Source organism: Paracoccus seriniphilus, from assembly GCF_028553745.1.
Lineage (GTDB): Bacteria > Pseudomonadota > Alphaproteobacteria > Rhodobacterales > Rhodobacteraceae > Paracoccus > Paracoccus seriniphilus.
In genome coordinates this window covers 1,647,568-1,672,574 of sequence record NZ_CP067129.1, presented here as the reverse complement: position 1 = coordinate 1,672,574, position 25,007 = coordinate 1,647,568, and the positions used below count along the sequence as shown (strand labels likewise).

The 25,007-nt window shown below is 61.5% G+C and carries 23 protein-coding genes; 6 read left to right on the top strand and 17 right to left on the bottom strand.

Features of this window, described 5'->3' with window-relative positions; all coding sequences use genetic code 11:
• From JHW44_RS08185 to JHW44_RS08170, 4 genes are all read right to left on the bottom strand, one after another.
• Positions 1 to 129 carry a hypothetical protein gene (locus JHW44_RS08185; protein WP_272850262.1) on the bottom strand — a complete coding sequence of 43 codons (129 nt, stop codon included), beginning with the start codon at positions 127 to 129 and terminating at the stop codon, positions 1 to 3.
• Between the two features lie 228 nt (positions 130 to 357).
• A complete protein-coding gene (locus JHW44_RS08180) occupies positions 358 to 1,455 on the bottom strand; it encodes an alpha-hydroxy acid oxidase (RefSeq protein ID WP_089343432.1) in 1,098 nt (365 codons plus the stop codon).
• A 1-nt stretch (position 1,456) separates the two neighbouring features.
• Complete coding sequence (locus JHW44_RS08175) at positions 1,457 to 2,140, bottom strand: Fe2+-dependent dioxygenase (RefSeq protein WP_089343433.1); 684 nt, start codon at positions 2,138 to 2,140, stop codon at positions 1,457 to 1,459.
• Between the two features lie 64 nt (positions 2,141 to 2,204).
• Positions 2,205 to 4,397, bottom strand: coding sequence for a TonB-dependent receptor (locus tag JHW44_RS08170; protein WP_179217652.1), 2,193 nt, complete (start codon positions 4,395 to 4,397; stop codon positions 2,205 to 2,207).
• A 314-nt stretch (positions 4,398 to 4,711) separates the two neighbouring features.
• On the opposite strand from JHW44_RS08170, the gene JHW44_RS08165 reads away from it, so the two are divergent.
• Entirely contained in the window at positions 4,712 to 4,924 is a 213-nt protein-coding gene (locus JHW44_RS08165) for a hypothetical protein (protein WP_089343435.1), read from the top strand.
• A gap of 378 nt (positions 4,925 to 5,302) precedes the next feature.
• Here JHW44_RS08165 and JHW44_RS08160 read toward each other — a convergent pair whose 3' ends face one another.
• Positions 5,303 to 6,142, bottom strand: a complete 840-nt coding sequence (locus JHW44_RS08160) for an AAA family ATPase (RefSeq protein ID WP_089343436.1) — start codon at positions 6,140 to 6,142, stop codon at positions 5,303 to 5,305.
• 180 nt (positions 6,143 to 6,322) lie between these two features.
• Between JHW44_RS08160 and dksA the strand changes: the two genes are divergently transcribed.
• A complete protein-coding gene (gene dksA, locus JHW44_RS08155) occupies positions 6,323 to 6,745 on the top strand; it encodes an RNA polymerase-binding protein DksA (protein WP_089343437.1) in 423 nt (140 codons plus the stop codon).
• Between the two features lie 8 nt (positions 6,746 to 6,753).
• Positions 6,754 to 7,884, top strand: coding sequence for an FAD-dependent oxidoreductase (locus JHW44_RS08150; RefSeq protein WP_089343438.1), 1,131 nt, complete (start codon positions 6,754 to 6,756; stop codon positions 7,882 to 7,884).
• Positions 7,885 to 7,929: 45 nt separating this feature from the next.
• Here the strand turns inward: JHW44_RS08150 and glmM are convergent, their stop codons facing one another.
• The 7 genes from glmM to JHW44_RS08115 form a co-directional block, all read right to left on the bottom strand.
• Positions 7,930 to 9,273, bottom strand: coding sequence for a phosphoglucosamine mutase (glmM, locus tag JHW44_RS08145; RefSeq protein WP_089343439.1), 1,344 nt, complete (start codon positions 9,271 to 9,273; stop codon positions 7,930 to 7,932).
• Positions 9,270 to 10,265: a dihydropteroate synthase gene (folP, locus tag JHW44_RS08140; RefSeq protein WP_089343440.1), complete on the bottom strand. Its 996-nt coding sequence runs from the start codon at positions 10,263 to 10,265 to the stop codon at positions 9,270 to 9,272. Before folP ends, glmM begins: the two co-directional genes overlap by 4 nt.
• A gap of 24 nt (positions 10,266 to 10,289) precedes the next feature.
• On the bottom strand, positions 10,290 to 11,087 hold the full coding sequence (locus tag JHW44_RS08135; RefSeq protein ID WP_089343441.1) for a dihydroneopterin aldolase: 798 nt from the start codon (positions 11,085 to 11,087) through the stop codon (positions 10,290 to 10,292).
• Between the two features lie 62 nt (positions 11,088 to 11,149).
• Positions 11,150 to 11,788 carry a cell wall hydrolase gene (locus JHW44_RS08130; protein ID WP_089343442.1) on the bottom strand — a complete coding sequence of 213 codons (639 nt, stop codon included), beginning with the start codon at positions 11,786 to 11,788 and terminating at the stop codon, positions 11,150 to 11,152.
• A 326-nt stretch (positions 11,789 to 12,114) separates the two neighbouring features.
• Positions 12,115 to 14,649: a putative PEP-binding protein gene (locus JHW44_RS08125; RefSeq protein WP_089343443.1), complete on the bottom strand. Its 2,535-nt coding sequence runs from the start codon at positions 14,647 to 14,649 to the stop codon at positions 12,115 to 12,117.
• 102 nt (positions 14,650 to 14,751) lie between these two features.
• A complete protein-coding gene (locus JHW44_RS08120; RefSeq protein ID WP_089343444.1) occupies positions 14,752 to 15,348 on the bottom strand; it encodes a peptidylprolyl isomerase in 597 nt (198 codons plus the stop codon).
• Positions 15,341 to 15,847, bottom strand: a complete 507-nt coding sequence (locus tag JHW44_RS08115) for a peptidylprolyl isomerase (RefSeq protein WP_089343445.1) — start codon at positions 15,845 to 15,847, stop codon at positions 15,341 to 15,343. Before JHW44_RS08115 ends, JHW44_RS08120 begins: the two co-directional genes overlap by 8 nt.
• Before the next feature lie 162 nt (positions 15,848 to 16,009).
• Here JHW44_RS08115 and JHW44_RS08110 point away from each other — a divergent pair, with 162 nt between their 5' ends.
• The 3 genes from JHW44_RS08110 to JHW44_RS08100 all read left to right on the top strand — a co-directional run bounded on the left by JHW44_RS08110 (position 16,010) and on the right by JHW44_RS08100 (position 20,615).
• Positions 16,010 to 17,212 (top strand): phosphoglycerate kinase, encoded by a 1,203-nt coding sequence (locus tag JHW44_RS08110; RefSeq protein WP_089343446.1) that lies wholly within the window; start codon positions 16,010 to 16,012, stop codon positions 17,210 to 17,212.
• Positions 17,213 to 17,498: 286 nt separating this feature from the next.
• A complete protein-coding gene (locus JHW44_RS08105; protein WP_089343447.1) occupies positions 17,499 to 18,425 on the top strand; it encodes a class I fructose-bisphosphate aldolase in 927 nt (308 codons plus the stop codon).
• Between the two features lie 168 nt (positions 18,426 to 18,593).
• Positions 18,594 to 20,615, top strand: coding sequence for an ASKHA domain-containing protein (locus JHW44_RS08100; RefSeq protein ID WP_089343448.1), 2,022 nt, complete (start codon positions 18,594 to 18,596; stop codon positions 20,613 to 20,615).
• Here JHW44_RS08100 and JHW44_RS08095 read toward each other — a convergent pair.
• From JHW44_RS08095 to odhB, 5 genes are all read right to left on the bottom strand, one after another.
• Positions 20,612 to 21,148: a lytic transglycosylase domain-containing protein gene (locus JHW44_RS08095; RefSeq protein WP_245846892.1), complete on the bottom strand. Its 537-nt coding sequence runs from the start codon at positions 21,146 to 21,148 to the stop codon at positions 20,612 to 20,614. The genes JHW44_RS08100 and JHW44_RS08095 overlap by 4 nt on opposite strands.
• Positions 21,141 to 22,535 (bottom strand): dihydrolipoyl dehydrogenase, encoded by a 1,395-nt coding sequence (gene lpdA / locus JHW44_RS08090; RefSeq protein WP_089343449.1) that lies wholly within the window; start codon positions 22,533 to 22,535, stop codon positions 21,141 to 21,143. The genes JHW44_RS08095 and lpdA overlap by 8 nt, the downstream gene beginning before the upstream one ends.
• 93 nt (positions 22,536 to 22,628) lie before the next feature.
• Positions 22,629 to 23,018 (bottom strand): MAPEG family protein, encoded by a 390-nt coding sequence (locus tag JHW44_RS08085; RefSeq protein ID WP_089343450.1) that lies wholly within the window; start codon positions 23,016 to 23,018, stop codon positions 22,629 to 22,631.
• Complete coding sequence (locus tag JHW44_RS08080) at positions 23,018 to 23,272, bottom strand: hypothetical protein (protein WP_089343451.1); 255 nt, start codon at positions 23,270 to 23,272, stop codon at positions 23,018 to 23,020. Before JHW44_RS08080 ends, JHW44_RS08085 begins: the two co-directional genes overlap by 1 nt.
• Before the next feature lie 222 nt (positions 23,273 to 23,494).
• On the bottom strand, positions 23,495 to 25,003 hold the full coding sequence (gene odhB, locus JHW44_RS08075) for a 2-oxoglutarate dehydrogenase complex dihydrolipoyllysine-residue succinyltransferase (protein WP_089343452.1): 1,509 nt from the start codon (positions 25,001 to 25,003) through the stop codon (positions 23,495 to 23,497).
• Between the last annotated feature and the right edge of the window lie 4 nt (positions 25,004 to 25,007).

The window sequence follows — 25,007 nt, the reverse complement described above, 5'->3', positions numbered from 1 at the left end:
TCAGGCGCTCCGTTGCGCCCCGGGGGCGATGCCCGAGACCGCCGGTTTCCTGTTCGTGCCGATATCTTCCGGTGCGAGGAAAAGCGCCATGGCCAGATTGGCGCGGATCATGTCGAATTTGACAGCCATCGTAAGATATCCTCAGGAAAGTTGTTGATGTCTCGGCGCTGCGCAGGGGCTCTTGCGGTCAGTGGTTCGCCTGTCGCGGCGTCAAATGTCGTTTCTTGTGCAATCATGGCATGGCACTCGGCAAAGTCGCTGCAGCGCCCATTGTTCCAGTCCCGGCAACGCCGCGCCAGATCATCGGGCCAGGTCTGGATCGGGATCATCATGATACGCTTTCGGGTCCTTGAGCCTTCAAGACTGGCGAGGCGGGCTGTGCCATAGCGTGTCAGAGGTGATGTCGCGCAGGGTTTTACATCCTGTCAAAGCCATTGCAACCTCGAACTCGGTGCGCAGAATGTCCAGGGCATGGGCGACGCCCACGGCACCAGCAACCGCCAGCGCCGACAGGATCGGCAGGCCGACGAGGACAGCATCGGCCCCCAGGGCGCAAGCGATCAGCACATCGGTTCCCCGGCGGATGCCGCCATCCATCAGCACCAGTGCCCTTGCCCCCAGGCGGGCACGCACCTGCGGCAGGGCGTCCAGCGCCGAGAGACCCGCATCCAGCACGCGTCCGCCATGGTTGGAGAGAATGACACCGCTTGCGCCATGTTCAAGCGCCAGCTCGGCATCCTCTGGATCAAGGATGCCCTTGAGCAGGATGGGCAATTCCGTCTGATTGCGCAGCCAGGCGATATCGGCCCATGTGGGGGCGCATTGCATCAGCCCGTCGAACACCTGGCTGCCACCTTCGGGAAGATGCAATCGGGGCGTGGCAAATCCGGCGAGGTTTACCGCATGGATCCCTTGCGGCAGGGAAAATCCCGCGCGCTGTTCCTGATTGCGGATGCCGTTCACCGGTGCATCCACGGTCACGACCAAAGCCTTGTAACCGGCATCCTCCGCGCGCCGCACAAGTTGCAGGGTGTCATCACGATGGTATTGGAAATAGAGCTGAAACCAGAGAGGCCCCTGGGCCCGCGCGGCCAGTTCGGTCATATCCGTCGATGCCTGGGAAGATACGACCGAGATCGCCTTGCGCGCGGCAGCCCCCAGCAGCGTGGCATGTTCGCCATCGGGATGGGCAAGCCGGTGATAGGCCATCGGCGCCACCAGGATGGGATGCGCGATCTCCTCTCCCAGAAGGGTCAGCCTGCTGTGTCCGCCTTTCAGGTCGCGCAGGACACGCGGACGCAGGCGATGACGATCAAAGGCCGCACGGTTTGCCGCGCGGCTGCGCCCGTCGGCTGCGCTGCCGGCAATATAGGCCCAGATTTCGGGAGAAAGCCGTCTCTCGGCCGCGTCAATATAGTCTTGCAGGCTGACGATGCCTGCCGGGATCGCGTTCACCTCAGACCTCGGCCCATTGCCGGATCATGTTGTGATAATGCGCGGTCAGGCTTGTCACCGCAGGGTCATCATCGGGAAGCAATGAGCGAATGCGCATGATTGACCGGTCGAGGTCATACATCATGTGTCTCCGCCAGTCGTCGCGGATCATCGATTGCGCCCAGAAGAACGAGGCCCAACGCGAGCCGCGCGTGACCGGATTGACACGATGCAGCGAGGTCGAGGGATAGACCACCGCATGACCTGCCGGCAGCTTGACCCGATGTTCGCCATAGGTATCTTCGACGATCAATTCGCCACCGTCATACTCATCGTCATCGGTGATGAAAACCGTGGTCGAGACATCGGTTCGGATACGCTGACCGTTTTGCGGGATCACCCGGATCGAGCCGTCAACGTGATTGCCGAACGTCATGCCTTCGTCATAGCGGTTGAACATGGGCGGCAAGACATTGAGCGGCAGGGCAGCGGATTGATAGACCGGATTGCGGGCCAGGGCGGCCAGAACGATCTGGGACAACCTGGCGCCTTCGTCGCTGTCCATGGGAACCTGAAGGTTCTTCTTGACGCCTGCCGCCTGATCCCCTGCAGTCGCAAGCCCGTCCTGCCATTGGGTGCGTTCCAGCTTGCCGCGGATGTGGGCGACTTCCTCCCTGGTCAAAAGATCGGGAATGGTGATCAACATGACAACTCTCCTGCAATGAGCAGGCCGAAGCGTTTCCGCTTCGGCCCTTGTGTTCAGCCTTGACCTAGAATGACTTGTTCAGGGTCAGAGAGACGGTGCGGGCCGAGCCCATATTGACAAAGCGACCATTGCGATAGCCTGTCTCGTAGATGTCTTCATCGAAGAGGTTGGTGATATTGACCTGGGCAGAGGTGCTGTCGTCGATTTCGTAACGCGCCATGACATCAATCTGCCAGGAGTCCGGAATCTTGACCGTCGATGTGGCATGTGTCGTACCGGTGTAATAGGCGCCGCCACCGACGGTCCACCTGGGGGTCACATCATATGACGTCCAGAGCGAGAACGCATGTTCCGGAACGCCGTTGACATAATCGGTTTCGCCACCATCGGCTGAATAGTCGATATATGTATACCCGCCCGAGATGCTCCAGCGTTCGTTGATCATGCCCGAGAAGGTGAGTTCGACACCCTGAGAGCGGCTGCTTTTCGCGGCCAGATAGTATTCATCCGTGGTTTCGTCATATGCACGTTCGTTTTCCTTTTCGACGCGGTAGAGGGCCGCGCCAAGCAGGAGGTCGGGATTGGGCATCCATTTGGCACCGACTTCATAGGTATAGGTGCGTTCCGGATCCACGTTGATGTCACCGCCGCCCGCATCACTGTCGTAATCGGTCTGGATACCGACGTTGTCCAGCGCGGGGTCGGCCGAACTGGCGATGTTCCCGTACAGCGAAACGGACTCGGTCGGGTGATATACGATCCCGACATTGCCGTTGACGAACTCCTGATGCTCGGAAATGTCGACATAGGCGGCCTCTTCGCCACGGCCGGCCGTATTTACCCGTGCCCCGGACACGTCGAAGATATCCAGACGCAGACCGGCGCTGAACTCGAGTTTGGGCGAGATCGTCATGGTATCCATGAGATAGAGCGCCGTTGTCTTGGTCACCCCTTCGCTTTCCCTGTCGGTGATATCCAGCACACCATTCCAGGCCATGCCGTTGTCGGGGTGGTCGGGATCTTGGAAGAGCGTGCTGGTCGTGTTTGACGTGGTGCCATCCACGGAGCCCTTGAATGTTTCTTCACGCGACAGGTCGACGCCAAATGCTAGGTCATGCTGCACACCGCCCCAGTTCTTGGTTCCGGAGAGCTGCGAGTTGAACGAAATGGTTTTTGTTTCGCGATTCCCTGATTTGGCGTTGGCCAGAACGCCTCCGTAGGTGTCGCTGTATTCCGGAGCGGTGGCGACATAGACCGCCAGATCCTTCGCTGCGCGCAGGGTCGATGTCCACTGCCAGCCATTTCCCAGAGTGTGGTCCAGCGTCAGGTAGCCGGATCTGGTTTCATTGTCGCGAAAGTCGCGATTGCTCAATCCATACCAGGTTGAATTGTCGCCCAGAATGGTGCCGTCAAGGATGGCGTTCCCGTAATCGGGCATGTCGTGCATCTCGTAGTAATACAGACCTGCGGTGAGCGTCGTCGATGACGAGAATGCATGTGCGACCGAAGCGGCAAAACCCTTGCGGTCAGAGGTCTTGTTCTCGCGCCCGTCAAGATCATCAGCGGTTTGCCGCATGAGGTTGAAGCGAAGCGCGGTGTCTCCGTAGGTCTGGTTGATGTCGGCCGTGCCGCGATAGAGCCCGCCGCTGCCCGCGGTCAGGGATGTGTCGGTGAAGTCTTGACCAATGAGGGCCTTCTTGGTTTCCAGGTTGATCGTCCCGCCCGAGGCGCTTCGACCTGCTGTCGTGCCCGAGGCACCCTTGTTGATCTGGATGGATTCAAGGTTGAATGCCTCATAGCTGGTGCGCGAGGAATTGCGCATGCCGTCAACCGTGATCGCCGAGTTGGAATCATATCCCCGAATGACGGGAGAGGTGCCATAGGCCACCCCGCCTTCACCAGCCTGAAGCGTGACGCCGGGCGTGGTGCGCAGAACATCCTGAACAGAGGTCAGACCGCGATCTTCGATTTCCTCTTTGGTGATCACATTGATGGTTTGCGGCGTATCCGAAAGCGGCGCCGTGGATTTCCGATTGTTGCTCTGGGTAACGACATAGCCTTCATCTTCCATGCCCTGAACGACAATCGGGTCCAGTTCCAGCGCATCGGATGTGGATTGCGCATGGACTGGCGTCGCAAAAGCTGTGGACAATGCAATGGTCGGCAGCAGCCCAAGAGTCGTCGCGACCCCCTGCCTGTGCCGTGCAGTTGCGGTTGGGGCCGTGTCGCCATCTTCCAAAGGGGTATTTCTGTTCATGTCGTTCTCTTTGTCAACGATTACGTGCCGGGAAGCTTCATCTGGCTGTGTCTTGGACCGCTGGCTGAACGAGATATGTCCCATGAGTTTTTCTTCACGACGAAGAGCGAGGCCTTGAGGACTGCAAGAGATCTTGCCTCCCTCCCTTCGGCAGAAGGCGTCGAGATGACTTGCCGTTAGGGAAGTCGACAAACCGGTTCAATACCCGGCGGCAGGATAACCAAGTTTTTTAGTAAAGATTACTCGCACTGTAGCAAATTGGAAACAGTCGCCTGTGGCCATGCCCGAAGTCACAGCAACGGTTGCGTGGTTTCATGCACCATCTTCGGGTCATGTTCCTGTCAAAATCGCCGCCACTCGCGCCCCCGCGCGCCGACCCCGAGGGCGATCCAGGCATGATGAGTGGTGATGGGGCCGGGGCTTTTCCCTGCAAGATTCGCAAGGCCAAGGCGCGCAACCTGCTGGCCGGTGGCATGTCCGCCGAGAATCGCGCAGACCCGCTATCCCTGATCCCTCAGGCTTGCTGAAAGGTTTTTCGCGATGATATCGACAAGGGCGCTCAGTCTTGCCCGCATATCGCCCGCAACCTTGATGTCCACCCTTGCGCCAGCCATCTGAAATGGCCAGCGCGTGAAATTGGCGGAGGATTCCATGGTCAGGCAATTATGGGCTGACCGGACGACCTCAGTTTGCAAACTGCCCCGACAGCCCCGGTCGCGCCTGCACCGGAAAGGGAAGACCGAGATCAGTCAACATTGATCCCGGCTTCCCGAGTCCAGCGCGCCGAATCAGAAGGGATGACAGGCGCGACGGTCCGAAAACCGCCGCAGTTCATCAGCCGACCATCACTTTGTCACCGGTTCCGGCCGGGTCTGCTGTGGCTCAACTGCCGTCGTGACCAGAGGTCAGCGCTGGCGTCTTGCCATGAAGGCCAGCTTTTCAAACAGCGCCACATCCTGTTCGTTCTTCAGCAGGGCGCCATGCAGTCTGGGCAGGATTTCACCCGCGTCACGACGCAGGTCTTCGGGGGTCAGATCTTCAGCCAGAATCAGCTTCAGCCAATCCAGCAATTCGCTGGTCGAAGGTTTCTTCTTCAGCCCCGGTGCGTCGCGCAACTCGAAGAACTGGGTCAGGGCCTCGTCCAGCAGGCGCGGCTTGATGTCGGGAAAATGGACATTGACGATCGCGCGCAGGGTGTCGGCCTCGGGGAAACGGATATAATGGAAAAAACAGCGCCGCAGAAACGCGTCGGGCAGTTCTTTCTCGTTGTTCGAGGTAATGATGACCACCGGACGATGCCGGGCGGCGACGGTTTCGCCGGTTTCATAAACATGAAACTCCATCCGGTCCAATTCCTGCAAAAGGTCATTTGGGAATTCGATATCGGCCTTGTCGATTTCATCGATCAGCAAAACCACCTTGTGATCGGCTTCGAATGCTTGCCACAATTTTCCCTTGCGGATGTAATTTGCAACGTCATGCACCCTCGGGTCGCCCAACTGGCTGTCGCGCAAACGGCTGACAGCATCATATTCGTACAGGCCCTGTTGCGCCTTTGTCGTTGATTTGACGTGCCATTCTATGATCGGCAGCCCCAGTCCGGCGGCGACCTGGCGGGCCAGTTCGGTCTTGCCCGTACCCGGTTCGCCCTTGACCAGAAGGGGGCGTTGCAATGTCACCGCGGCATTTACCGCGACAGACAGCTCTGGCGGAGCGATATATTTTTCAGTACCTGAAAATTGCATCAAAACTCTCCTTTGCCGTGAAAAGCTTGCGGGAATACGCCCTCAATGCTGCACGCGCGAAACAAATTGCATGAAACGCACAAATAGCGGCTGGTCTGCTAGTGACAAGGCTTTCATCATACTTTATGCGAACCGCTAAGGTGCCGGAAACAAGACCTGCCCGGCGCCGCCGGAGGACCTATGAAAGCCCAAACCTTTCTTCCACAAGATTATCGCCCTGCCGAAGACGAGCCGTTCATGAATGAACGGCAACGTGAGTATTTCCGTCGGAAACTGGAAGCCTGGAAGCAAGAACTGCTCGAGCAGTCAGCAGAGACGCTGGAGGGTCTGCAGGACAGCGCCCGCGCCGTCCCTGATCTGGCAGACCGCGCCAGCGAGGAAACGGATCGTTCCCTTGAACTGCGCACCCGCGACCGCCAGCGCAAACTGGTCAGCAAGATCGATGCAGCCTTGCGTCGGCTTGAGACCGGGGAATATGGCTATTGTGAACGCACCGGGGAACCGATCAGCCTGAAACGGCTGGACGCGCGCCCGATTGCGACAATGACTCTGGAAGCGCAGGAAAAGCACGAACGCCGCGAACGCGTTCATCGCGACGACTGACGCCTGTCATGGCCGGTGCGCTGGCAATGCGTGAGGTTGCGGTTGTCGGCGCCGGGATTGCCGGGCTGACTGCCGCGCTGGCCCTGAGGCAGCGCGGTGCTCATGTCACGGTGTTCGAGCGTGCGGCCGAGATAGCCGAAGTTGGCGCGGGATTGCAGATATCGGCCAATGCGCTGCGCGTGCTGCGCGCGCTGGGACTGGAGCCGCAGTTTCAGGCGGCTTCTCTGCGCAGCAGGGCGGTTCAGCTATGTGACAGCCAGGGCAAAGAGGTCGCGCGGCTGGATATGTTGCGGCACAGGCCTGATGATGAATTCCGGCTGGTCCATCGCGCAAGACTGATCGAAATACTTCTGGAGGCGGCATTGCAGGCCGGTATCCGCCTTCGTCTGGGCCAAGACATCACAGATTTGCCCGAGGCCGATCTGATCGTCGGGGCCGACGGTCTGCACAGCCGCGTCCGTCGGGTTCTGAATGGTCGCGAAGTTCCCTTTTTCACGCATCAGACCGCATGGCGTGCCCTGATTCCCGATGATGGCAGGGCTCCGGCGGAATCGCGGGTCTTCATGGGACCGCGACAGCATGTCGTCAGCTATCCTCTGGTGCAGGGACTGCGAAATCTGGTCGCGGTAAAGGAACAGACCGGCTGGCACGAAGAGGGATGGTCACATCGCGGTGATCCCGACCGGTTGCGCGCGGAATTTTCCGGTTTTGGCGGACCGGTCCGTGGCTGGCTGGAATCCGTGCAGGAGGTCGGCATCTGGGGGCTGTTCCGCCATCAGGTGGCGCGCAGATGGCAGGACGGGCGCTGTGTCATCATTGGCGACGCGGCCCATCCGACATTGCCCTTCATGGCACAGGGCGCGGTCATGGCGATCGAGGATGCCTGGCTTCTGGCTGCGGCTCTGGACAGAGACCCGGACCAGTCGCGCGCCCTGTCGCGTTTTGCTGCGCATCGCCTGCCGCGGGTGCAGCGAATCGTGCAGGCTGCGAATGCCAACGCCGGAAACTACCATATGACCGGGCCCAAGCGGCTGGTGGGTCATGCCGTGTTGCGGGCCGTCAACCGGCTTTCGCCATCCATGTTGTTGCGCCGTTTCGACTGGCTGTATGATTACGATCCGGTTGCGGACAGCATCTGAAGCGATCCTGCCCGCTATTCCCGTGATGTCGCGGATCGACGCTGCTCAGGCGGCCTTTTCGACCGCCGCGACGATTTCGTTCACGACTTCATTCAGCGTGGTTTCATCCTCGGCTTCGGCCATGACCCGGATCAGGGGCTCGGTCCCCGATTTGCGGATCAAGACGCGACCGGTGCCAGCCAGCCTTGCTTCTGCCCCCGAAATCACCGAGCGCACGGCATCGGCGGACAGGGGATCAGCCCCCGCCGTATAGCGGACGTTCTTCAGCAATTGCGGAACCGGCTGGAACTGTGACGCCAGTTCACTGGCCGTCAGCCCGGTATCGGTCAGCGCCGCCAGGAATTGCATCGAGGCGATCAGCCCGTCTCCGGTGGTGCCGTAATCGGTCATCACGATATGCCCTGATTGTTCCCCGCCCAGGTTGAAGCCGCCTTCGCGCATCCGCTCGACAACATAGCGGTCGCCGACCCGGGTGCGCTCTAGCCGCAAGCCCTGACGGTTCAGGAAATGCTCCAGCCCAAGGTTGGACATGACGGTGGCCACCAGCGCATCGCCGCGCAGGCGTCCCTGTTTTGCCCAACGTGCGGCCAGCAACGCCATGATCTGATCGCCATCCGCGACCTGACCCTTTTCGTCGATGATGATGACGCGGTCTGCATCCCCATCCAGCGTGATCCCCAGATCCGCGCCATGTTCCAGAACCGCCGCCGCGCAGGCCTGCGGATGGGTCGAACCGACGCCGTCATTGATATTGGTGCCAGTGGGTTCGACACCCAGGGGAATAACTTCGGCACCCAGCTCCCAAAGAACCTCGGGGGCGGCGCGATAGGCCGCGCCATGCGCGCAATCGATCACGACCTTCAGCCCGTCCAGCCGCTGCCCTTGAGGGAAGGTGGTCTTGGCATATTCGACATAGCGGCCGCGACCGTCGTCGATCCGTCTGGCGCGTCCGATATTCTGTGGTTGCGCCGGGATGATTTCACCGCTGACGATCGCCTCGATCTCGCTTTCGGCCTGATCGGACAGCTTGAAACCGTCAGGGCCGAAGAACTTGATGCCATTGTCTTCGGCCGGATTGTGGCTGGCGGAGATCATGATCCCCAGATCCGCCCGCATCGAGCGCGTCAGATAGCCGACCGCAGGCGTGGGCACCGGCCCCAGCAGCAGGACATTCATGCCTGTCGAGGTCAGCCCCGCCGTCAGGGCGTTTTCCAGCATATAGCCCGAAAGCCGGGTATCCTTGCCGATCACCACGCGGTGCCGGTTGCGCCCGTCACGCCGAAAGAACCGTCCTGCCGCCGCGCCAAGGCGCAGGGCCATCTCGGCAGTCATGGGATAGCTGTTCGCGCAGCCGCGCACGCCATCGGTTCCAAATAGCTTTCTGCTCATCTGTCTCTTGCCTCGTCCTTGTCATTGACGGCCTGCCACAGCCGAATTCCCTGCTTGATTTCTGCCACGTCATGAACGCGGTGTATCTGAACGCCCTGATCCACGGCCGCCAGGGTCAGCGCCAATGTACCCGGCATGCGATCGGCGGCAATCTCGGCCTTTCCGATCGAACCGATGAAACGCTTGCGCGAGACGCCCAGCAGGATTGGACAGCCCAGCCCATGATACAGCGATATTCGCCGCAATATGGCCAGATTATGCGCCTGCGTCTTGCCAAAGCCGATGCCCGGATCAATCACGATGTGGTGGCGGGGGATTCCTGCCGATTCAGCCCGTGCGATCCGCTGTTCCAGCGCGTCATAGACATCCAGAAGAACGTCATCATAGCTGGGATTGTCCTGCATGGTCAGCGGCACGCCCTGCGCATGCATCAGGCAGACCGGCACGCCATTCCCGGCCACCGTTCCCGCCAGTTCGGGATCATAGTCGAAGCCGGACACATCATTGACCATGGTCGCGCCGGCCTCCAGTGCGGCCCGGGCGACCAAGGCCTTGCGCGTGTCGATGGACAGCGGAACCAGATCAGACAGCGCGCGGATCACGGGGGAAACCCTCTTGATTTCCTCGTCTGTTCCGACATCTGCGGCGCCGGGACGGGTCGATTCCCCGCCGATGTCCAGAATGTCTGCCTCGGCCATCAGCAAACCTCGGGCCTGCTGGACCGGATCATAGGTTCCCCCGTCGGAAAAACTGTCAGGCGTTGCGTTCACGATGCCCATCAGGCGCGGGCGGTCCATGGACAGCCCCAGAATGGCGGGGCGCGGCGAGGTCAGCGTTTCGATGACCTCGGACGGGGCGTTGTCCACCAGTTCGGGCAGCTTGCCGCGTTCAAGCCGCTCCAACATGGAAAAGCTGCTCCAGCCGCCGGCAAGACGCCATCTGCCGCCATGCGGGACGGGGACGGGACGATAATAGATGCGGGATTGAGCCATGACTGCGGTAAGAACCTGTAGAAGCTAGATCAGCGCGGCGTGGCGCAGGGGAATCGGGAATTGCGCCGGAGCCTCGGGCAAGGGGTGATCGGGGGCAAAGGCGAAATCCAGTGACAGCGCCCCAAGCTTTTCTGCCAGCCAGAAGGCCAGTTCGGTCTGAGTCCGGCCAGCTTCCGGATGATCGGCGGCCAGCCGGGCAGGGGCCCAGATGACGGCAGTTCCGGTATCTATGGCGTGGTCAATTTCGGTCCGGGTCTGTGCAACCTCAAGCCCCAGATGCTCGGCGAGGGCCCAGGCGGCCTGATCCAGCGCCAGCAGGTTGATGCGCCGCTGCGCCTGCGTCGTCACTGGCAGGGGAAGATCGGGATGGGGTGGCAGGATGATGGTTGCCTCGGTCTGGTCAATGCGCGCCTGCTCTTGCCAGAGCAGCATGTGCCAGGGGCGCAATTCGGTCGCGATCTCGATCTGCCCGGTCTTGCGCAGGATCGTCACGCCCAGGGCGCCGGGGCCGCGGTCCAGTTTCTCCACACAAACCTCGATCTGCGCGGCCGCCGGATGGGCCAGAACCTCGGCAGCGATACGTTCGGCCAGGGTCTCGACCAGATCATAGCGTTGATCCGCCAGCGCAGTTTGCACGGCCAGGGTCAGGACGTCATAGGACAGGATGCGGTCAACCTCGTCCCCCTTGTCCGAAACCGGTTCGCGCAGGTCGACGCAAAGGTTGAAGCGCAGCCGCTGATCCCGACCGCGTTCGGATTGAAAGGCACCGATTTCGGCGGAAATCACATAGTCGCGGAGATGAAGTCTGTCAGGCTGTTTCATAACAGCCATTCACAGCAATTCCGCACGGCAGGCAAGCCCGCCGTGCAGTTCAAATGCGCAAATCAGTTCGATGCGACGCGTTGGCCACGACGATAGAAGATATGACGGCCAATCTGGACCGTGCGCTGGAAGCGGCGCGCCCATGCCGGTCGCACGGCGGGCGTGTGGAAATAGGTGGCGCCTTTGGTCAGTGTCCGTGGGGCGCCTGCCAGGGCGGCCTCGGCAATCGCGCGGGCGCGCATATATGCGCTCTTGTTGCGGATCGGCTTGCGCCCGCCGATGGTATAGCTGAACTGGCTGGGCTGATTGATCACGCCGCAGACAGTTCCGGGAAAGGCGCGGCTGTCGACACGGTTCAGGATGACCTCGGCCACGGCGGCCTGACCCTTGGCTCCTTCACCGCGGGCCTCGTGATACAGGGCCTCGGCAAGGCAGCGCAGATCCTCGCCGGAATAGCTGCGCGCGGAGCTGGCAAGAAAAATATGTTCCGGACCATTTTCGACCTTTACGGGGTCGATGCCCTTGTACAAGAGTGGTTCCGCGCGAGGATGATCCTTCAGGTCGGATGCGGCACCAAACAATGCGGCTTTGGCAGAAAACAATGATCCATTCCCCCCGGCGGATGCATTGTCTGACAGGATCAGATAGGTCGCGGAGGCGCATAGGCAGACATGCACCAGCCGCTTGAGCAGCGTTTTCATTTTATGGTCCCTAACGGATCACATGGACAGGTTATGAGGCACGACAGCCGCGAGCAGATGGCCTGTGCCGAAGAACAGCCGAACTAATAGGATTTTCCGGTTCGGCGTTGCCATGATGTAAATGCCGGATCTGCCGATATCGGTCGATTGGACAGGATTTAGGCGAAAAACCGCTTCCCTGATTTCCATGAATGGGCGTGAAGTTGCATGTTTCACGCTTTTTCGGGCCGTTTCGGACCTAAAAATCCCGCTTTTCCGGGGAATCACCCCTCTTTGTGCGGCGAATCAGAAAATCGAAACGGGTCCAAGAGGTCAATTCCGTGATTTTACCTATTTCCGGTTTCTGCAGACCGGATTGCAGATTGTCCCGAGGCAAGCCGCGCGACGGGAACCCGAAAGGGCGAACAGGAAACATAGTCGAACCCGGCCTGATGGCAGAACTGGATCGATTCCGGGTTCCCGCCATGCTCACCACAGACCGAGATGGTGATATCCGGGCGCTGCGCGCGCCCGCGTTGCGCACCGGTCAGCAGCAATTCTCCCACCCCATCCTGATCAAGGACGTGAAAGGGATCCTCGGCATAGACGCCCTGACCGACATAGATGCCCATGAACCGGCCTGCGTCATCGCGTGACAGGCCATAGGTCATCTGCGTCAGATCGTTGGTGCCAAATGACAGAAAGGCGGAATGCGCCGCAATGTCGCCGGCCCGCAGGGCGGCGCGCGGCGTTTCGACCATGACACCAAGGCGATAGTTGAAATTGGTGCGCCGTTCGTTCCTGACCTCGGCTGCGACCGCATCGACGCGGTTCTTGACCAATTCCACCTCGCGCATGGCGCTGACCAGCGGGATCATGATCTCGGGGACGATCGGCGCGCCTTTGCGGCTGGCGTCGACCGTGGCCTCGAATATGGCGCGGGCCTGCATGTCATAGATTTCGGGGACGGTGATCCCCAGCCGCACGCCCCGCATGCCCAGCATCGGGTTGAATTCGGACAAGGCCTCGACGCGGCGGGTCACATCCGACAGCGGCAGGTCCAGTGACTCGGCCAGTTCATGCAGGCCATGCCGGTCATGGGGCAGGAATTCGTGCAGCGGAGGGTCGAACAGCCGGATGGTGACCGGCAGCCCTGCCATGATTTCGAACAGCTCGGTGAAATCCTGTCGCTGCATGGGCAGGATGCGCTGCAGTGCCAGCCGGCGGTCTTCCGGCTTGTCGGCAAAGATCATCTCGCGCATTGCGGGCAGACGATCGGTGTCAAAGAACATATGTTCGGTCCGGCACAGCCCGATCCCCTGGGCGTTGAACCTGCGGGCGGTGCGGGCATCCGCGGGGGTGTCGGCATTGGCGCGAACGCCGATTCCACCGGCGGCATCCGCCCAGTCCAGCAATCTGGTGAAACTGTCATCCAGCGCCGGTTCCAGCAGGGTTGCCTCGCCGACAAGGGCCTCGCCCGAACTGCCATCGACAGTGATCATGTCGCCTTCTTGAAAGGTCCGCCCCTTGCACAGCAGCTGTCGGTTGCGATTGTCGATGACCAGATCGGATGCGCCCACGATGCAGGGGCGTCCCAGCCCGCGCGCGATCACCGCAGCATGGCTGGTCGTGCCGCCACGTTCTGTCAGCACGGCGACCGAGGCATGCATGCCGCGAATATCCTCGGGCACGGTCTCGCGGCGCACCAGCACACAGGCTTCTCCGCGTGCGGCAAAGGCCTGTGCCGCAGCAGAATTGAACACGATCCGGCCCGTGGCCGCGCCGGGGCTGGCATTGATGCCACGCACCAGCACATCACGCGGTGACCGGGGGTCCACCTGATGGTGCAACAGATCGCCAAGCGATCTGGGATCGACGCGCATCACCGCCTCGGAGTGGGGAATGATCCCGTCATCGGCCAGGGCAACGGCGATGCGGACCGAGGCGCGGGAACTGCGCTGAACGCGCACGGCATCGATGATCGATATCTGCCCTTCGGTCACCACGAATTCGATCTGCATCTCTTCGCGCAGGCGTTCGCGGGCCGCGACGCCAAAACGGACAAGGTCGGCAAATACCTCGGGGGCCGCATCCTCAAGCGAGGGGCCGCGTGAATCGCGTGTCAGATAGAGTGTCTCGGCCCCGGTTCCGACCGCCGCCCCGTGATGTTGCCCGCGGAAACGACCGGTGACACGGGGTGTGCCCGTGACCGAATCGACGAACTGGATGCTGCCCGATCCGCTGATGCCCGACCCCATGGCCAGCGCCATGTCCTGAACCACCAGCCCGAGCGGGGCATCCTGAGGCGCGCCCTTGGCCTGGCGCAGCAGCCGCGCGGTCGGTCCGTCCCATGCGCGGGCCATTGAGCGCAACACCTCGGCAAGTTGGCGATAGGGGTCCTGAGGGAATTCCTCGTCCATCTCGTCGCGGTAACAGCGCAGCGCGTCGCCAAGCGCATTGGGGCCGTGTTGGGCAAACATGTCGGGGTCGAGCCGCGCGATATGGATGGCATAGCTCTGCACGAAGCTGAGATAGATCGCATCGGCATTTTCCTGCCCGATGCGCTTTGCCAGCCGCTTGTGGGTGACGTCATTGATTCCGACGTTCAGGACGGTGCCCGGCCCGCCCCAATCGGGCGACTGGGCTGATGGCCTGACGCTGACCAGCGCATCTTCACGCCCGAAGATGGCAGACAGCGCATCCCTTGGCACCCCGTGCCCGGCGGCAATCGCCTGAACGGTTTCGGCCCCGATCGCCCAGCTTTTGGGAACCGGCAGTTCCATGCGCACCAGCCTTTGCAGGCATTTGGCGCGCCAGCCATAGGATATGGCATCAATCGCCGCAGAGGGCGTGATTTCCTTGATATCATTGGCTTGCTGCATCATCATTGCAGCGCAGGATAGGCGTTGCGGGCGCAGGGCCGCAAGGGCCAAAAAAACGGGGGGCGAAACTCGCCCCCCGTCTGAATGGATCAGCGAGAAAACCTATTCGGTGATCGTCACTTTGGCCATGTAATCGGGGGTCTGGACCGCGCCGTTCTGTTGCTCATCGCCCTTGGTGATGCTGTTGAGCACATCCCAGCCATCGATCAGCTGCCCGACGACCGTGTATTTCCCGTTCAGGAAGGGCGCCGGGGCCAGATCGATGAAGAACTGGCTGTTGGCCGAGTCAACCGATTGAGCCCGTGCCATGCCGACGGTTCCGGCCTGAAAGGGAATATCGCTGAACTCGGCTTTCAGATCGGGTTGATCGGAGCCGCCAGAGCCGGCCATTGAGGTATTGCCGCCCTGCTTGCCATATTGGACGTCGCCGGTCTGGGCCATGAAGCCGTCGATGACACGATGGAAAACCACCCCGTCATAGGCACCTTCCTTGGCCAGGGCGACAAGGCGCTCGACATGTTTGGGGGCGGCATCGGCCAGCAGGTCCAATGTGATGGTGCCCTTGGCCGTGCCGTCGGCTGCTGCGACCTCGATCACCATATTGGGACCGGGGCCGTCTTCGAAGGCAGGTGCAGCGACCTGTGCAGATGCGTTGCCCGCCAGCAGGACAACCGCCGGGATCAGCAGCGATTTAAGCATCGGCGGCAACCTTGACGGAAATCATCCGGTCGGGGCTTGCAGGCGGCTCGCCGCGCTGGATCTTGTCGACATGCTCCATGCCCTCGATGACGCGACCGTAAACGGTGTATTGGCCGTTCAGGAAATGGTTGTCATTGAAGTTGATGAAGAACTGGCTGTTGGCGCTGTTCGGATTGGCCGAACGCGCGGCGCCGATCGTCCCGCGATCATGGGGCAGCTTTGAGAACTCTGCCGGAAGATCCGGCAGATCGGATCCGCCGGTGCCTGCGCGGCCCGGATTCCAGCCCGATTCCATATTCGCATGGGCGACATCGCCCGTCTGGGCCATGAAGCCGTCGATGACGCGGTGGAACGCGACATTGTCGTATTTGCCGGCGCGGGCCAGCTCTTTCATCCGTCCGGTATGCTGAGGCGCGACGTCCGGCAGCAGTTCGATGACGACGGGACCATCTTTCAGTTCGATGATGATGGTGTTTTCGGGATCCTTGATCTCGGCCATCCGGCCCTCCTTTACCATGTTCACGCATGGTCTAGGGGTTCAGGCCCGCAAGGGCAACGCAGTTCACCACAGTTCGTGGTTCACGCCCTCGTCAGCAGTTGACCTTGCGCCCACCATGCGGGAGAACGCCAGCCAAAGCCCCACAGCCCGAAGGGACGCGAAATGGCCAAATTCAACACCATTGATGATATGAATCTGGACGGCAAGATCGTGCTGACCCGCGTTGATCTGAATGTTCCGGTCGAAAATGGCCGGGTCACGGATGCGACGCGAATCGAAAAGATCGTGCCCACCGTCAAGGACATTCAGGCCAGGGGCGGCATTCCGGTGCTGCTGGCCCATTTCGACCGGCCCAAGGGAAAACGCGTCGAGAGCATGAGCCTGAAGCAGATCGTTCCGGCTCTGGAAGAAGCGCTGGGGCAGCCGGTGAAATTCGGCGATGACTGCATTGGCGGCCCGGCCAAGCGCCTGGTTGCCAGCCTTGAGGCCGGCGATGTCGCCCTGCTTGAGAATACCCGTTTTCACGAAGGCGAGGAAAAGAATGATTCGACCTTCGCGGCCTCGCTGGCGGCCCTGGGCGGTGCCTATGTCAATGACGCCTTCTCTGCGGCCCATCGCGCCCATGCCTCGACCGAGGGGCTGGCCCGCTTGCTGCCCGCAGGGGCAGGGCGACTGATGGAGGCCGAACTGAAGGCGCTGGACGCAGCACTTGGCAATCCGCAACGCCCGGTGATGGCGGTCGTCGGCGGTGCCAAGGTCTCGACCAAGCTGGACCTGTTGATGAACCTGCTGGACCGGGTCGATCATCTGGTGATCGGTGGCGGCATGGCCAATACCTTCCTTGTCGCCAGGGGGATCGAGGTCGGAAAATCGCTGGCCGAACGCGATATGGCCGATACGGCGCGCGCCATCATGGAAAAAGCCGAAAAGGGTGGATGCACGATCCATCTGCCGGTGGATATCGTCGTGGCCCGCGAATTCAAGGCAGGCGCCGACAACGAGGTGCTGCCTGTCGATCAATGCCCCGCCGATGCAATGATCCTGGACGCCGGACCCGATACGGTCGCGGCCCTGCGTGGCGCCATGGAGCACTGCCGCACCCTGATCTGGAACGGGCCGATGGGTGCTTTCGAGATCGAGCCTTTCGACCGTGCCACCAATGCTGCCGCGCAGGCCGCCGCCGAATTGACCCGCAAGGATGAACTGGTTTCCGTCGCTGGCGGCGGAGATACCGTTGCGGCGCTGAACAAGGCCGGTGTCGCGGGCGATTTCACCTTTATCTCGACCGCAGGCGGGGCCTTCCTCGAATGGATGGAAGGCAAGGATCTGCCGGGGGTCGCGGTGCTTGAAGCAGCGGTCGACTGACCTGCCGGGGCATTTGCCCGGAGCAAGGAACTGACATTGAAACCGGTGCCGGCATGTCCTTTGCCTGCACCGGTTTTTCTTTGCGCGGTCGCGCGAAGCCGGGGCGATCCGGCACTGAATCGGCATGCCCGGGCATGAGTTGCAAGACCATCGAAAATCACCGACAACGGCCAGAATGTCGGTGTTTTGCAAGCGAGTTTCAGTCTTGTTGCGACCGTTAGCGTCAACAGCGTTGCCTCCGCCGACCCCCGTGCTATTCAGCCGGCATCATCATAGGAGACATTTCATGCAGATGACCGACACAGTTCGCCGGATCCTCGCCAATTACGAGGGTGAGACCCCCGGCGTAAAAGCTCAACTGGCGCGGATGCTGATGACCGGCAAGCTGGCTGGTACCGGCAAGATGATCATCCTGCCCGTCGACCAGGGGTTCGAACATGGCCCCGCGCGGTCCTTTGCGCCCAATCCCGCTGGCTATGACCCGCATTACCATTACCAATTGGCCATCGATGCTGGGCTGAACGCCTATGCCGCGCCTCTGGGCATGATCGAGGCCGGGGCCGACACATTCGCAGGCCAGATCCCGACCATCCTCAAGGTCAACAGCGCCAACAGCCTGATGTCCGAAACCGCCGGCAAGAACCAGGCCGTGACGGCCTCGGTGGATGATGCGCTGCGTCTGGGCTGTGCCGCGATCGGTTTCACGATCTATCCGGGTTCGGACATGGCGCTGGACATGTTCGAAGAGATCGTCGAAATGCGCCGCGAAGCTGCGGCCAAGGGTGTGGCCACCGTGATCTGGTCCTATCCGCGCGGTGAAGCGATTTCCAAAGACGGCGAAACCGCCATTGATATCGCCGCCTATGCAGCACAGATCGCCGCCCTGATCGGCGCGCATATCATCAAGATCAAGCTGTCGACCGATCACCTGGAACTGCCCGAGGCCAAGAAGGTCTATGAGGAAAAGGCCATCGACATCTCGACCCAGGCGAAACGCGTCGAGCACTGCATGCAGGCGGCCTTCGGTGGTCGTCGTATCGTGGTGTTCTCGGGTGGTGCTGCCAAGGGCGCGGATGCGGTCTATGACGATGCCCGCGCAATCCGTGATGGCGGCGGCAACGGCTCGATCATCGGTCGCAACAGCTTCCAGCGTTCGCGCGAGGATGCGCTGGACATGCTGGGCAAGCTGGTCGACATCTACAAGGGCGCCTGAGGCCCCGGGACAGGCAGATGACAAAAGGGGCGGTTTCCGCCCCTTTTTTTGACTGTGGGCGAATGCGCCCGCTGGCGGCGTCGCAATTCCTCGTGCAGTTGCCGCATTTGCGGTTTCGGTGATCCGCTTCGTGCCGTTACTCTGGACCTTGCAGGAACGAGGTGCGCGATGTCGGATGATGTCTTGGTGGTCTTTACCCCTTCCGGGAAAAGGGGGCGGGTGCCTGCCGGAATTTCGGTGCTGGATGCGGCGCGAAAGCTTGGTGTCGATCTGGATTCCGTTTGCGGTGGACGGGGCATCTGTTCGAAATGCCAGGTGGCACCGGGGGCGGGACAATTTGCCAAACATGGCATTGCCATGGCTCCGGACGCGCTGACTGCGATAAATGAGGTCGAACAGCGCTATGATCGGCTGCGCGGGTTGCAGGCGGGACGGCGTCTGGGCTGTCAGGCCCGGTTGCAATCGGACGCGGTGATCGATGTGCCGCCTGAAAGCCAGTTGCACCGCCAGGTGATCCGTAAATCGGCGAGCGAACGGGTGATGGTCATGGACCCCGCCGTGCGCAGCTATTTCATCGAGGTCACACAGCCGAGCCTGCATGATCCCGACAGCGACTTCGATCGGATTTCCAGCGCCTTGGCGCAGCAATGGCAGATCGAGGGCCTGACCGCGGATCTGCCGGTTCTGGCGCGAATCCAGAAGGTGCTGCGCAAGGGCGACTGGCAGGTGACGGCGATCATTGGACAGGCCGAGGGCATGGCGCCGCGTCTGATCGACCTGATCCCCGGTTTTGACCAGCAACCCCTGCTGGGTCTGGCGGTGGATCTGGGCACGACCACCATTGCCGGCCACCTTGTGGCGCTGGATGATGGGCGCGTTCTGGCCTCGGACGGGCTGATGAACCCGCAGATCCGCTTTGGCGAGGATCTGATGAGCCGGGTCAGCTATGGCATGATGAATGACTCGGGCGCGGCCGAGATGACCGCTGCCGTGCGGGCCGGGCTGGGTGATCTTGTCGCGCGATTGGCGGATGAGGCCGGCGTTTCCGCCCGGCAGATCGTCGATGCGACCATCGTGTGCAACCCGGTGATGCATCACCTGCTGCTGGGACTTGATCCGGTCGAACTGGGGCAGGCGCCTTTCCCGCCGGTGGTCTCGGATGCGCTCTCTCTGCCGGCACGTGATCTGGAGGTTCCGATCCATGAGGCCGCGCGAATCTATATCCTGCCGCTGATCGCGGGCCATGTCGGCGCGGATGCTGCCGCCGTTGTCCTGTCCGAGCAGCCGCAGAAATCCGCCGCACCGGTTCTGGTCGTCGATGTCGGGACCAATGCCGAACTGATCCTGGGGGACGAAACGCGGGTTCTGGCCTGTTCATCGCCCACCGGGCCGGCATTCGAAGGGGCACAGATCAACAACGGCCAGCGCGCCGCACCCGGTGCCATCGAACGTGTGCGGATCGATCCGGTCACGAAGGAGCCCCGCTTCCGCGTCATCGGTGTCGAAAGCTGGTCCGATGAAGATGGCTTCGAGGATGCGGTGAAGGCGACGGGCATCACCGGCATATGCGGGTCGGGGATCATCGAGATCGTGGCCGAGATGCGCATTGCGGGCATCATCGACCGCTCGGGCCTGATAGGTTCGCCCGAACAGACCGGCACCGCCCGTTGTATCCCTGACGGGCGGACCTTTTCCTATCTTCTCCATGATGGCAGCGAAACCGGCGGACCGCGCATCGCCGTGACACAGGGCGATATCCGCGCCATCCAGTTGGCAAAATCGGCGGTCCATGCGGGCGCTCGACTGCTGATGGATGAATTCGGCATTGAAGAGGTGGATCGCGTCGTGCTGGCCGGAGCCTTTGGCGCCCATATCTCGCCACTGCATGCGCTGGTTCTGGGGATGATCCCCAATTGCGATCCCGCGCGTGTGACCAGTGCGGGGAATGCGGCGGGGACCGGCGCACGAATGGCGCTGTGCTCGCGGGCCGCACGGCGCGAGATCGAGGCCGAAGTGCGCAGGATCACGCGGATCGAGACCGCCATCGCGCCGCTGTTCCAGCAGCATTTCGTGGCGGCCAATGGTATTCCACATGCCACGGATGCCTTTGACAAGCTGGCCGGGGTGGTCACCCTGCCGGATGTCGGGTTTCAGGCTTCGGCGGGGCGGGCGCGGCGCAGGCGCGGCTAGCTGCGCAGGCCGGTTTTCTTCAGCAGACCCTTGCGCTTGGCCTCATAGTAATAGCCGCGTGAATACCATTTGATGGTGTCATCTGGGTCGCCCTCTGCCACCAGCCATGCGCCGCGCAGATATTTCACGCCATAACGCAGGTTGGTATCGGCATCCAAGAGGCCCGAAGCCGGACCGCGATAGCCCATGGTGCGCGCGGTTTGCGGCAGGATCTGCATCAATCCGTAATAAGGGCCATTGCGTGCCTCGGGCCGATGCGAGGATTCACGGATGACGACCCGCTGCACGATTTCTGCCGGGATATTGTAGTGGCGGGCCCAGTAATTGATCCGGCTGCGCAGATAGGGCGTTTCATTCGGATACAGCCCGTTTGCGCCCAGGCCGGATGGCATCCTCTGGGTTCGCGACCGACCGCCACAGGCTGCCAGGGCCAGGGTGCCCAGGATCAGTGTGCGCCGCGAAGGCCCATGGCGGCGCATTGGCCCGCCATGGGACAAGGGCAGGCGCTTGTCGCCTGCCACCTGATCAGGCATGGATTGCGCCATCGCCACATGCCAGAGCCGCTTCGCGCACGGCCTCGGAGGTTGTGGGATGGGCGTGGCAGGTCAGGGCGATATCCTCGGCAGAGGCACCGAATTCCATCGCGACACAGACCTCGTGGATCATCTCGCCGGCATTGGGGCCGACAATATGGCAACCCAGAACCCGGTCGGTCTCGGCGTCGGCAATCATCTTGACGAAACCATCGGCCTGCATCATCGCCTTGGCACGGGCATTGCCCATGAAGGGGAATTTGCCGATCTTGACCTTGTGGCCGGCGGCCTTGGCCGCCTCTTCGGTCATGCCGACATTGGCAACTTCGGGGGTCGTGTAGATGACGCCGGGAATGACATCGTAATTCACGTGACCATGCTTGCCGGCGATGACCTCGGCCACGGCCATGCCTTCGTCCTCGGCCTTATGGGCCAGCATCGGGCCGGGGACGCAATCGCCGATGGCATAGATGCCTTTGACATTGGTCGCCCAATGCTTGTCGACCTTGACGAAACCGCGATCCGTCATCTCGACGCCAACCTTGTCCAGCCCGACGCCATCGACCTTGGGCCGACGACCCGTCGCGACCAGCACGCATTCAGCCTCGATGCTGTGTTCGCTGTCGTCCTTTTTCAGCGCATAGGTCACGGTCGCCTTGCCCTTGGTGACACTTGTGCCCTTGACGGCGGCGCCCAGAACGAATTTCAGGCCCTGCTTGGTCAGGACTTTCTGGAACTGTTTCTGAACCTCACCGTCCATGCCGGGGGTGATGACATCCAGATATTCCACCACGGTGACTTCCGCACCAAGGCGCGCATAGACCGAGCCAAGCTCCAGCCCGATGACACCGGCCCCGATCACGACCATGGATTTCGGGATCTTCGGCAGCGAAATGGCACCGGTCGAGTCGACCACGACACCGGCGTCATTGTCCACTTCGACGCCCGGCAGGCTTGATGGGGTCGAGCCGGTGGCGACGACGATATTCTTCGCCTCATGGACCGTGTCGCCGACCTTGACCTTGCCGGGGGCTTCGATGGTTGCCCAGCCCTTGAGCCAGTCGATTTTGTTCTTCTTGAACAGGAACTCGATGCCCTTGGTGTTGCCGGTCACGGTTTCGGCCTTGTAGTTCTGCATCTTGGCCCAGTCGACTTTGACCTTGGCCCCGGTCAGGCCCATCTTGTCGAAGTTTGCGTGGGTTTCATGCAGCATGTGGCTGGCATGCAGCAGCGCCTTCGAGGGAATGCAGCCCACGTTCAGGCAGGTTCCGCCAAGCGTTTCGCGCCCTTCGACACAGGCGACCTTGAGGCCCAGTTGTGCGGCACGGATGGCGCAGACATAGCCGCCGGGTCCGGCACCGATCACGATCAGATCATAGGTGGACATGGCTTACTCCTTCTTGTCCTTCGGACCCCGCACGGCGTCCACATCACAGGTCGGGCTGAAGGCTGGTTCAGTCCCGATATTTGCAGGCTGCACCTAGAACAGCGCAGCCAAGATCATCAAATTCGTTGCGGCGAAGCCGATGCCCCAGATCACCGACCGCCACGGTACCCAGCCAAAAGCATAGGCTGGCACATAAATCACTCGGGATATCAGATAGATCCACGCCAAAGCTGCCGTCATCCCCGAACCTTTGTCGCCAAGGGTGACAACAACGACGGCCAGGGTGAACAGGATCAGACCCTCGAAGTGGTTGTTCAGCGCACGCTGCAAGCGCCCCGCATATCCCGTCAGGCTGGGCGCATCGTCGCGTGGCCCCATGGCGATCCTGGTGCCGATCTGCCGGTTGGCCGCAACCGAATAGGCTGCGAACTGCGCGGTCTGCAACAGGCCTGCCAGTGCAAGGACGGTCAGTTCCGGTGACATCATGCGGTCTCGACGAAATGATAGGAGGTGTCGATCACCCCGCCATGGCTGTAAAAGACACCAGCGGCGCCCTCCAGATAGGCGCTGGCTGCCGCAGCGTCCGAGACCGAAAACAGCGCCCAGACGTTGCGGTCATCCTCTCGCCAGAGCTGCAAGAGGGACAGCCCGTTGTTTGCGCGATCCTCGGCATCGGCATCGAAAGCCGCCTTGAACGGTGCATATTCAACAATGCTGTAATGCGCGATCATCTGCATGGAACATTCCCTTTTCCCGGAAGACCGGATCGCGGGCGGCCCGAAGAACGGGACGGATCCGGCGACGGTCCGCTGGTCAAACGGTCAGGTTGGGGCGCGGTTCCGCCCGGAACGCGCGGGTGCCTGAAATACTGTTCTGTGGTGGTGCCGTGATCGGGCATTGCAAGACCTTTGAACAGGGGGTGGCCGGGCAGCTTGTCGCCGCCCGACCGAATGGCAGGATCAGAGATCCATCAACAGGCGGCGCGGATCTTCCAGCGCTTCCTTGACGCGCACCAGGAAGGTCACGGCACCCTTGCCGTCAACGATCCGGTGGTCATAGGACAGGGCCAGATACATCATCGGACGGATGACGATCTCGCCGCCGACAACCATCGGACGTTCCTGGATCTTGTGCATGCCCAGAATACCCGACTGCGGGGGGTTCAGAATGGGCGAGGACATCAGCGAGCCATAGACGCCACCATTCGAGATGGTGAAGGTGCCGCCCTGCATTTCGGCCATGGACAGCTTGCCGTCGCGACCTTTCTTGCCCAGTTCGGCAATTTCCTTCTCGATGCCGGCAAAGCTCTTCTGATCGGCGTCGCGGACAACCGGAACGACCAGACCCGAAGGCGTGCCGACCGCAACACCCATATTGACATAGTTCTTGTAAACCACGTCGGTGCCGTCGATCTCGGCATTGACCTCGGGAACCTCTTTCAACGCGTGGCAGCAGGCCTTCACGAAGAAGGACATGAAGCCCAGCTTGACCTTGTGCTTCTTCTCGAAGGCTTCCTTGTATTCATTGCGAAGCTGCATGATGCCCGACATGTCGGCTTCGTTATAGGTGGTCAGCATTGCGGCCGTGTTCTGCGCGTCTTTCAGCCGGCGGGCGATGGTCTGGCGCAGGCGGGTCATCTTGACCCGCTCTTCACGCGAAGCATCCTGCGGGGCCGAGGGCGCGCGCGGGGCAGCCGCGGGTTTCGGGGCAGCCGCCTTGGCGACATCTTCCTTCATGACACGGCCATCACGGCCCGAGCCCTGAACGTCGTCGCGGCTCAGACCCTTTTCGGCCATGGCCTTCTTGGCCGAGGGGGCGTCCTCGACATCCTTGCCCGAGGCCGCTGCCTGGGCAGGGGCCGCCTGTGCGGCAGCAGCAGGCGCAGCCTTGGCTCCAGAAGCGCCTTCGGCAATCACCGCCAGCTTGGCCGTGGCGTCAACCGTGGCACCTTCCTGTGCCAGGATCTCGGTCAGGACACCTGCCGCCGGGGCCGGGACTTCGACCGAAACCTTGTCGGTTTCCAGTTCGCACAGCATCTCGTCTGCGGCAACCTGATCGCCGACCTTCTTGAACCAGGTGGCAACGGTTGCTTCGGTGACGCTTTCGCCAAGTGAGGGGACCATCACGTCCACGGATTTGCCGCTCATGTCCTTATTGTCCTCCGGAGATGATACTGCCGCTTCTTGTTTGGGCTTGGGTTGTTCTTTGGGCGCAGCTTTCGCGGCGCTGCCAGCTTCATCGATCTGGGCCAGCAATGCGTCAGGCGCCACGGTTTCACCTTCGGCGGCTACGATTTCCGTCAGGACACCGGCGGTCGGACTGGGCACTTCGACCGTGACCTTGTCGGTCTCCAGCTCGCACAGCATCTCATCGACGGCGACGGCGTCACCCGGTTTCTTGAACCAGGTGGCAATCGTGGCCTCGGTAACGGATTCGCCCAGGGTGGGCACACGAACTTCGGTGGTCATCGGA

What these genes read in the sequence shown, in the direction of transcription:
- JHW44_RS08185 (WP_272850262.1), bottom strand. Translation starts at nt 129, where the DNA reads ATGGCTGTCAAATTCGACATGATCCGCGCCAATCTGGCCATGGCGCTT.
- JHW44_RS08175 (WP_089343433.1), bottom strand. Translation starts at nt 2,140, where the DNA reads ATGTTGATCACCATTCCCGATCTTTTGACCAGGGAGGAAGTCGCCCAC.
- JHW44_RS08170 (WP_179217652.1), bottom strand. Translation starts at nt 4,397, where the DNA reads ATGAACAGAAATACCCCTTTGGAAGATGGCGACACGGCCCCAACCGCA.
- JHW44_RS08165 (WP_089343435.1), top strand. Translation starts at nt 4,712, where the DNA reads ATGCACCATCTTCGGGTCATGTTCCTGTCAAAATCGCCGCCACTCGCG.
- JHW44_RS08160 (WP_089343436.1), bottom strand. Translation starts at nt 6,142, where the DNA reads ATGCAATTTTCAGGTACTGAAAAATATATCGCTCCGCCAGAGCTGTCT.
- dksA (WP_089343437.1), top strand. Translation starts at nt 6,323, where the DNA reads ATGAAAGCCCAAACCTTTCTTCCACAAGATTATCGCCCTGCCGAAGAC.
- JHW44_RS08150 (WP_089343438.1), top strand. Translation starts at nt 6,754, where the DNA reads ATGGCCGGTGCGCTGGCAATGCGTGAGGTTGCGGTTGTCGGCGCCGGG.
- glmM (WP_089343439.1), bottom strand. Translation starts at nt 9,273, where the DNA reads ATGAGCAGAAAGCTATTTGGAACCGATGGCGTGCGCGGCTGCGCGAAC.
- folP (WP_089343440.1), bottom strand. Translation starts at nt 10,265, where the DNA reads ATGGCTCAATCCCGCATCTATTATCGTCCCGTCCCCGTCCCGCATGGC.
- JHW44_RS08135 (WP_089343441.1), bottom strand. Translation starts at nt 11,087, where the DNA reads ATGAAACAGCCTGACAGACTTCATCTCCGCGACTATGTGATTTCCGCC.
- JHW44_RS08130 (WP_089343442.1), bottom strand. Translation starts at nt 11,788, where the DNA reads ATGAAAACGCTGCTCAAGCGGCTGGTGCATGTCTGCCTATGCGCCTCC.
- JHW44_RS08125 (WP_089343443.1), bottom strand. Translation starts at nt 14,649, where the DNA reads ATGCAGCAAGCCAATGATATCAAGGAAATCACGCCCTCTGCGGCGATT.
- JHW44_RS08120 (WP_089343444.1), bottom strand. Translation starts at nt 15,348, where the DNA reads ATGCTTAAATCGCTGCTGATCCCGGCGGTTGTCCTGCTGGCGGGCAAC.
- JHW44_RS08115 (WP_089343445.1), bottom strand. Translation starts at nt 15,847, where the DNA reads ATGGCCGAGATCAAGGATCCCGAAAACACCATCATCATCGAACTGAAA.
- JHW44_RS08110 (WP_089343446.1), top strand. Translation starts at nt 16,010, where the DNA reads ATGGCCAAATTCAACACCATTGATGATATGAATCTGGACGGCAAGATC.
- JHW44_RS08105 (WP_089343447.1), top strand. Translation starts at nt 17,499, where the DNA reads ATGCAGATGACCGACACAGTTCGCCGGATCCTCGCCAATTACGAGGGT.
- JHW44_RS08100 (WP_089343448.1), top strand. Translation starts at nt 18,594, where the DNA reads ATGTCGGATGATGTCTTGGTGGTCTTTACCCCTTCCGGGAAAAGGGGG.
- JHW44_RS08095 (WP_245846892.1), bottom strand. Translation starts at nt 21,148, where the DNA reads ATGCCTGATCAGGTGGCAGGCGACAAGCGCCTGCCCTTGTCCCATGGC.
- lpdA (WP_089343449.1), bottom strand. Translation starts at nt 22,535, where the DNA reads ATGTCCACCTATGATCTGATCGTGATCGGTGCCGGACCCGGCGGCTAT.
- JHW44_RS08085 (WP_089343450.1), bottom strand. Translation starts at nt 23,018, where the DNA reads ATGTCACCGGAACTGACCGTCCTTGCACTGGCAGGCCTGTTGCAGACC.
- JHW44_RS08080 (WP_089343451.1), bottom strand. Translation starts at nt 23,272, where the DNA reads ATGCAGATGATCGCGCATTACAGCATTGTTGAATATGCACCGTTCAAG.
- odhB (WP_089343452.1), bottom strand. Translation starts at nt 25,003, where the DNA reads ATGACCACCGAAGTTCGTGTGCCCACCCTGGGCGAATCCGTTACCGAG.